This window comes from Streptomyces anatolicus, from assembly GCF_019400875.1.
Lineage (GTDB): Bacteria > Actinomycetota > Actinomycetes > Streptomycetales > Streptomycetaceae > Streptomyces > Streptomyces anatolicus.
Genome location: NZ_WMBF01000369.1, coordinates 1 through 6429, shown reverse-complemented (window position 1 = coordinate 6429; position 6429 = coordinate 1). Strand labels below are relative to the sequence as shown.

The window sequence follows — 6429 nt, the reverse complement described above, 5'->3', positions numbered from 1 at the left end:
GTCTAGGGGGGCGGACTCACCGTCCGGGTTTGGTTTTGCTCGAACCTCGGCTCCGGTGGGGGCTGAGCGCGCAGTTCCCCGCGCCCCTTCGGGGCACGATCAGTGCCGGTAGAAGATCCGGTCGCCGTACTCCTGGAAGACCCGCCCGTTCCAGTCATGGCCCCCGTCCACGTTCCCCGAACGGAGCAGCGGCGGCTGGACACCCCGCGAGGCCAGCTCCTCCACGGCGGTGGCGACCATCGCCTGCATGAGCGCGTTGGTCACCACGCTGGACGCGGGCCCGAACGGCGCCTCGACCCCGTCGAGGGAAAGCTCCGCGTCCCCCACCGCGATCTTGGAGTCGACCACGACATCGCAGTGGTCCTTCAGGAAGCTCCCGGAGACATGCCGCGACCGCGTCTCCGTCGCATACGCCACGGACGTCACGCCGATGACCTTCAGACCCAGCGCACGGGCGTTCATCGCCATCTCCACCGGCAGGGAGTTCCGCCCCGACAGCGAGACGATCACGAGTACGTCGCCGGGGCGGGCCGGCGAGGAGTCCAGGACGGCGCCCGCGAGGCCGTCCACCCGCTCCAGGGCGGAGCCCAGCGTCGCGGGCATCACGTCGACGCCGACCACGCCCGGCACCGCGAGGAGGTTCATCAGGGCGAGGCCGCCCGCGCGGTAGACGACGTCCTGCGCGGCGAGCGAGGAGTGCCCGGCGCCGAAGGCGAACAGGCGCCCGCCGGCCGCGACCGCGTCGGCGAGCAGGGTGCCCGCCGCCGCGATGTTCCCCGACTCCTCGTCGCGGACCCGCTGGAGCAGGTCGATGGCGGCATCGAAATACTGACCGGCCAGCTTGCTCTCGCTCTTGGAGCTCATTCGCATCACGTTGAGGTCTGGACCAGCGCCCTGTCAACACGGTCTCCGGACGTCCCGGGGCGCGTTTTCCCACGGCGCGGCACGGTTGTCGGTGGTATGCGTCAGAATTGAGGGCAGGGCCAGCGCACGAGCGAATTCTGAGGGGCACCCATGTCGGGGCTGATTGACACCACTGAGATGTATTTGCGCACCATCCTCGAATTGGAGGAGGAAGGTGTGGTCCCCATGCGCGCCCGGATCGCCGAGCGGCTCGACCAGAGCGGACCGACGGTGAGCCAGACCGTGGCGCGCATGGAGCGCGACGGCCTGGTGGCGGTCGCCAGCGACCGTCACCTGGAGCTCACCGAGGAGGGCCGCCGTCTGGCCACCCGCGTGATGCGCAAGCACCGCCTGGCGGAGTGCCTGCTCGTCGACGTGATCGGGCTCGAATGGGAGCAGGTGCACGCCGAGGCGTGCCGCTGGGAACACGTGATGAGCGAGGCCGTGGAGCGCCGTGTCCTGGAGCTGCTTCGCCACCCCACCGAGTCTCCGTACGGCAACCCGATCCCGGGCCTCGAGGAGCTGGGCGAGAAGGACGGCGCGGACCCGTTCCTGGACGAGGGCATGGTCTCCCTGACGGAGCTGGACCCCGGCACCGAGGGCAAGACGGTCGTCGTGCGCCGCATCGGCGAGCCGATCCAGACGGACGCCCAGCTGATGTACACGCTGCGGCGGGCCGGCGTGCAGCCGGGCTCCGTGGTGAGCGTGACGGAGTCGGCGGGCGGCGTCCTCGTGGGCAGCAGCGGCGAGGCCGCCGAGCTGTCCTCGGAGATCGCCTCGCATGTCTTCGTCGCCAAACGCTGACGTCGACGTCGACAAGCGCTGACATCAACTGCCGTTACTAGAGGGATAGTTGACAACGCGTCACGGCCTCCGCGAGATCTTGCGGAATCCAAGATTCAGTGTGCGGAATCGCAGCGCGCGAGCGCTTGGCATGCGAGGCTGTCGCGAGAGGCATATGACCTGAGGGCTCTTGACCGTGTCGGCACCAGGTCTGGCCGCGCGGCCGGAGAGGGGGCGAGGATGTGCCCGTCTGGTGAGCTTGGACGAGAGGGTCCCGGCGCCCGAAGGCGCCGGGACCTGTCCTCCCCTGTGCCGACCCGGAGCCCCGAGCTCCCGGGGTCGTCCCCCGCGGGCCGATGTCCCCGAGCGGCCCGCTTCCCGATGAAGATCTCCCCTCGGCCACGCCGGTCAATCCTTGAGCGTGGTCACCCGAACGAGGGGTGTTACCGGCAATCCGCTCGTTTTCGAAAGGGAGTTCGATAACGTGCGGGGGTGTGGGGCAGGACCAGGCGTGGATCCCGAGCGGAATCTAGGGGGGTGCCAGGAATCATGGTGCGGCGCATCGACGTGACGGGCACGGGTGGCGTACGCCTCGCCGCCTGGGAGTTCGCCGATCCTCCCAAGCTGAGGGAGGCCGAGGGCGCGCCGGGTGGCGTGCTCTTACTGCACGGCCTGATGGGCCGCGCCTCCCACTGGGCGGGCACCGCGCGCTGGCTCTCCGAGCGGCACCGCGCGGTCGCCCTCGACCAGCGCGGCCACGGGCAGAGCGAGAAGCGCCCGGAGGGTCCCTACACCCGTGAGGCCTACGTGGAGGACGCCGAGGCCGCCCTGGAGCAGCTGGGCCTCGCGCCCGCCGTCCTCATCGGGCACTCCATGGGCGCGCTCACCGCCTGGCAGCTGGCCGCGCGCCGCCCCGACCTCGTCCGGGGCCTGATCATCTGCGACATGCGGGCCTCCGCGCTCGGCGCGGCCTCGCAGCGCGAATGGGAGCACTGGTTCAAGTCCTGGCCGGTGCCGTTCGCGACGCTCGCGGACGTACGCAAGTGGTTCGGCGAGGACGATCCCTGGGTGGAGCGGCCCAACCCCGCGCGGGGCGAGTTCTTCGCCGAGGTGATGGCCGAGGGCCCGGACGGCTGGCGGCCGGTGTTCGACCGGGCCCAGATGCTCAAGTCCCGCGAGACGTGGGTGCATGACGCGCACTGGGAGGAGCTGATGCAGGTCCGCTGCCCCGCGCTCGTCGTGCGCGGCCTGGACGGGGAGCTGGGCCGGGCCGAGTCCCAGGAGATGGTCCGCGTGCTGCCCCGGGGGGAGTACGCGGAGGTGGCCGACGCGGGGCACCTTGTCCACTATGACCAGCCGAGTGCGTGGCGCGCGGCGGTCGAACCGTTTCTGGACGGGGTCCTTGGCGGGGGGTAGGTCGGTGGGCCGGGGCTGTGCGCGGGGTCTGTCGTGGCCTTCGGCCTACTCGTCCTCAAACGCCGGATGGGCTATACCCTCACGGGCTCAGGCGTTCCACACGCCAGCCCTTGCCGTCCGGTGTTCGGACGTACCGCAGGCGGTCGTGGAGGCGGTTTCTGCGGCCCTGCCAGAATTCCACCGTCCGGGGGGTTACGCGGAATCCGCCCCAGTTCGGGGGGACCGGTACCTGTTCGCCCTCGGGGTAGCGGGCCGCCAAGTCGGCGTACGCGCGGTCCAGTTCCTCCCGTGAGGTGAGCACGGCCGACTGCGCGCTGGCCCAGGCGCCGAGCTGGGAGCCGTGCGGGCGGGTGCGGAAGTAGGCGACCGTCTCCTCGCGTCCGACGCGCTCCGCCGTGCCGGAGACGATGACCTGGCGGGCCACGGGGTGCCAGGGGAAGAGCAGCGAGACCGCCGCGTTGCCCGCGAGCTCGCGCGCCTTGCGGGAGTCGTAGTTGGTGAAGAAGACGAAGCCCCGCTCGTCGAAGCCCTTCAGGAGCACCGTGCGGGAGCTGGGCCTGCCCTCGGCGTCGACGGTGGAGACGATCATGGCGTTCGGTTCGTGCACGGCGCCGGTGGCGCTCACCGCCTCCTTGAACCAGCGCGCGAACTGCTCCATGGGGCCGGCGGGCAGCTCCGCCTCGGCGAGCCCGTCGGTGACGTACTGCTCGCGCATGCCGGCCGGCTCGGACAGCGGGTCGGGGAGTGAGGCACTGGAGTCGGTCACCCGATCATCTTGCCGTATGCGCGGGGAGCGCGGTGGGTGCGTTCCGCCACGGAGAGGTGACGTGTGGCACTGAGTGCCGCATGCCATCGCCAAAGGTGGCACCAGGGGATATCGTCCTGCTGCCGAATCGGTTGGGTGACCACCAGCCTCACGGGGCATGACCGGGGTGACCGTTTCGGACCGCGAGTCGGCGAACGCGCCAGAGTATGGCGTGAACGAACGCGGAACCGGATCGTAATCGCCCATTTTTGACGCATGGTCATGAGCCGGGGATGCGTCGGCTCATGAGCCGGCCGCAACCCCCCACTCTCGAAAATCATCATGTCGAACCCATCACGAGGAGCCGCCTGATGTCCGACTTCGTACCCGGACTTGAAGGAGTCGTCGCGTTCGAGACGGAGATCGCCGAACCGGACAAGGAAGGCGGCGCGCTTCGCTACCGCGGCGTAGACATCGAGGACCTGGTCGGCCATGTCTCCTTCGGGAACGTATGGGGCCTGCTCGTCGACGGCGCGTTCAACCCCGGTCTGCCGCCCGCCGAGCCCTTCCCGATCCCGGTGCACTCCGGGGACATCCGCGTCGACGTGCAGTCCGCGCTCGCGATGCTCGCCCCCGTCTGGGGCCTGCGTCCGCTCCTGGACATCAGCGAGGAGCGGGCCCGCGAGGACCTGGCGCGCGCCGCGGTCATGGCCCTGTCGTACGTCGCCCAGTCGGCGCGCGGCCAGGGCCTGCCGATGGTGCCGCAGCGGGAGATCGACAAGGCCGAGACGGTCGTCGAACGGTTCATGAAGCGCTGGCGCGGCGAGCCGGACCCCAAGCACGTCCAGGCCGTCGACGCGTACTGGACCTCGGCCGCCGAGCACGGCATGAACGCCTCCACGTTCACCGCCCGCGTCATCGCCTCCACCGGCGCGGATGTGGCGGCGGCGCTGAGCGGGGCGGTGGGCGCGATGTCCGGTCCGCTGCACGGCGGGGCGCCCTCCCGGGTCCTCGGCATGATCGAGGAGATCGAGCGGACCGGTGACGCGGTCGCCTACGTCAAGCAGGCCCTGGACAAGGGCGAGCGGCTGATGGGCTTCGGGCACCGCGTCTACCGCGCGGAGGACCCCCGGGCGCGGGTGCTGCGGCGCACCGCCCGTGAGCTGGGGGCGCCGCGCTTCGAGGTCGCGGAGGCGCTGGAGAAGGCGGCGCTCGACGAGCTGCACGCGCGTCGGCCCGACCGGGTCCTCGCCACGAACGTGGAGTTCTGGGCGGCGATCGTCCTCGACTTCGCCGAGGTGCCGGCGCACATGTTCACGTCCATGTTCACCTGTGCGAGGACTGCCGGGTGGTCGGCGCACATTCTTGAGCAGAAGCGGACGGGGCGGCTGGTCCGCCCCTCGGCCCGGTACGTGGGCCCTGGGTCCCGGACCCCGGAGGCCATCGAAGGGTTCGGGGACATCGCGCGCTGACGCCCGCTGGGCTCACCGCCTCGGGGCTCCGCCCCGGACCCCGCTCCTCAAACTCCCCCAGACTCCGTCCGGGGGGACCCCCAGGGGCTGGAATTGAGCGCCCCCTCCACCAGCACCGTCCACTGCGCCACCACCCGTTCCCGGCGTGCTCCGTCGTCCGTGAGGAGGTTCGCCAGGCCTAGGCCTCTCGCCATGTCCAGGAGGCCCTGGATGGTCTCGCGGACGCCGGGGCGGGACTCGTCGGCGTTCAGGAGTTCCACGGCGATGCGGTGGGTCTCGCGGCCGACGCGGGCCTCCAGTTCCGTGACGCGGCCGCCGAGCTGCGGCTCGTTGGACGCGGCCACCCAGAGGTGGAGCGCCGCGCGGAAGAGCGGGCCGGTGTAGAGGTCGACGAGGGCCGCCACCACCGAGGCGCGGTCCTGCGCGGGCAGGGCGCGCAGGGCCGTGGAGCGCTGTTCGGCCACGTACTCGACGGCGGCGGTGAACAGGTCCTCCCGGGTCGGGAAGTGGTGCTGCGCCGCGCCCCGCGAGACGCCCGCCCGCTCGGCGACCACCGAGACCGTCGAGCCCGCCCAGCCGTGCTCGGCGAGGCAGGCGACGGCGGCCTCCAGGAGCCGCAGCCGTGTCGCGCGGCTGCGGTCCTGCTTGGGCGCCCGGTCGGCGGTGGTCACAGCACCCATGGGGGCTCCCGTCGTTCGAGGAACGCCTCCGTCCCCTCCCGTGCCTCGGTGGCACCGAAGAGCCGTGCGGACAGGGCGGTACAGGCGTCCGAGTGGTCGTCGAATGCGTCGAGCACCCTAGCCGTGAGCAGCTTCTTCGTCTCGGTCAGGGCGCCCGGCGCCGCCCGCCGCAGTCCGTCGAGCATCGGTTCGAGGCCCGCGTCCACATCGGGCGCGTACGCCGTGACGAGGCCGATCCGCGCTGCCTCCGCCCCGTCGAAACGCTCCCCGGTGAGGCAGTAGCGGGCGGCCGCGCTCGGGTCGAGGCGGGGCAGCAGCGGCAGGGAGATCACGGCGGGCGCGACCCCGATGCGTACCTCCGTCAGCGCGAAGGACGCGCCCGGCCCCGCCACCGCCAGGTCGCAGACGCCGAGCAGCCCTAGCCCGCCCG

At 71.5% G+C, this 6429-nt stretch carries 7 protein-coding genes; 3 read left to right on the top strand and 4 right to left on the bottom strand.

Features of this window, described 5'->3' with window-relative positions; all coding sequences use genetic code 11:
- Positions 1-99: 99 nt before the first annotated feature.
- Positions 100-864 (bottom strand): SIS domain-containing protein, encoded by a 765-nt coding sequence (locus tag GKQ77_RS25030; protein WP_219691195.1) that lies wholly within the window; start codon positions 862-864, stop codon positions 100-102.
- 150 nt (positions 865-1014) lie between these two features.
- Between GKQ77_RS25030 and GKQ77_RS25025 the strand changes: the two genes are divergently transcribed.
- Positions 1015-1707 (top strand): iron-dependent transcriptional repressor DtxR, encoded by a 693-nt coding sequence (locus GKQ77_RS25025; RefSeq protein WP_125513430.1) that lies wholly within the window; start codon positions 1015-1017, stop codon positions 1705-1707.
- Positions 1708-2235: 528 nt separating this feature from the next.
- On the top strand, positions 2236-3102 hold the full coding sequence (locus tag GKQ77_RS25020) for an alpha/beta fold hydrolase (protein ID WP_219691196.1): 867 nt from the start codon (positions 2236-2238) through the stop codon (positions 3100-3102).
- Positions 3103-3181: 79 nt separating this feature from the next.
- Here the strand turns inward: GKQ77_RS25020 and pdxH are convergent, their stop codons facing one another.
- Positions 3182-3868: a pyridoxamine 5'-phosphate oxidase gene (gene pdxH, locus GKQ77_RS25015; RefSeq protein ID WP_308117779.1), complete on the bottom strand. Its 687-nt coding sequence runs from the start codon at positions 3866-3868 to the stop codon at positions 3182-3184.
- A gap of 350 nt (positions 3869-4218) precedes the next feature.
- Here pdxH and GKQ77_RS25010 point away from each other — a divergent pair, with 350 nt between their 5' ends.
- Complete coding sequence (locus GKQ77_RS25010) at positions 4219-5319, top strand: citrate synthase 2 (protein WP_219691193.1); 1101 nt, start codon at positions 4219-4221, stop codon at positions 5317-5319.
- 47 nt (positions 5320-5366) lie between these two features.
- Here GKQ77_RS25010 and GKQ77_RS25005 read toward each other — a convergent pair whose 3' ends face one another.
- Both GKQ77_RS25005 and GKQ77_RS25000 read right to left on the bottom strand, forming a co-directional pair.
- The gene (locus tag GKQ77_RS25005) at positions 5367-5999 is read right to left on the bottom strand and encodes a TetR/AcrR family transcriptional regulator (RefSeq protein ID WP_219691192.1); all 633 of its coding nucleotides are present in this window, start codon (positions 5997-5999) and stop codon (positions 5367-5369) included.
- On the bottom strand, positions 5987-6429 hold a 443-nt coding region (locus tag GKQ77_RS25000), incomplete at its 5' end, for an enoyl-CoA hydratase-related protein (protein WP_219691191.1). The genes GKQ77_RS25000 and GKQ77_RS25005, both read right to left, overlap by 13 nt.

Bases quoted from the DNA above. Each gene is read 5' to 3' on its own strand.
- GKQ77_RS25030 (WP_219691195.1), bottom strand. From the start codon at position 864: ATGAGCTCCAAGAGCGAGAGCAAGCTGGCCGGTCAGTATTTCGATGCC.
- GKQ77_RS25025 (WP_125513430.1), top strand. From the start codon at position 1,015: ATGTCGGGGCTGATTGACACCACTGAGATGTATTTGCGCACCATCCTC.
- GKQ77_RS25020 (WP_219691196.1), top strand. From the start codon at position 2,236: ATGGTGCGGCGCATCGACGTGACGGGCACGGGTGGCGTACGCCTCGCC.
- GKQ77_RS25010 (WP_219691193.1), top strand. From the start codon at position 4,219: ATGTCCGACTTCGTACCCGGACTTGAAGGAGTCGTCGCGTTCGAGACG.
- GKQ77_RS25005 (WP_219691192.1), bottom strand. From the start codon at position 5,999: ATGGGTGCTGTGACCACCGCCGACCGGGCGCCCAAGCAGGACCGCAGC.